Below are 415 nucleotides of genomic sequence, written 5' to 3' on the forward strand. Positions count from 1 at the left end.
TCACTGGCTGGTGATGGCGGTGATTTTGCCGCTAAATCTTTTGATGCTGCCTGCCGTTCTCGTTCAGGGCGGACATCATCTCTCGGATATTTTTGGCGGCCTCTTCGCTTTTGTTATCGTTTGCGCAGCCTCGAGCCGTCTGCTCAACTGGCTGTCGGCAAAGGAACGGGCCGGCAAGGCGGCAGCAGTTCCTGCCCAAGTCTTCGCGGCGGAATAATCGCCCCGGTTTTCGTACTCGCGCGCCTCCGCAACAAGCCGGTCCGACAGAAGCCGGGGCGATGTGGTCATCTCGTGGAGGCATCGCTACTGTGGCTGCACATCGGAGCGGCGACATTCGGTTTCATCGCATTCCTGGCGACCGGCAATCGCTTTATCGCCGGCGTGGCCGCGCCGATCTGGCTCCCGGCCGGTGGGT

The 415-nt window shown here is 61.2% G+C and carries 1 pseudogene; it reads left to right on the forward strand.

Going from position 1 to position 415, the window contains the following annotated elements:
- Positions 1–217: pseudogene (locus tag AB4Z23_RS28755) on the forward strand (phosphatase PAP2 family protein); the annotation flags it as partial.
- Positions 218–415: the final 198 nt, after the last annotated feature.

The sequence above is a fragment of the Agrobacterium sp. MCAB5 genome, from assembly GCF_052114365.1.
GTDB classification, from domain to species: domain Bacteria; phylum Pseudomonadota; class Alphaproteobacteria; order Rhizobiales; family Rhizobiaceae; genus Agrobacterium; species Agrobacterium tumefaciens.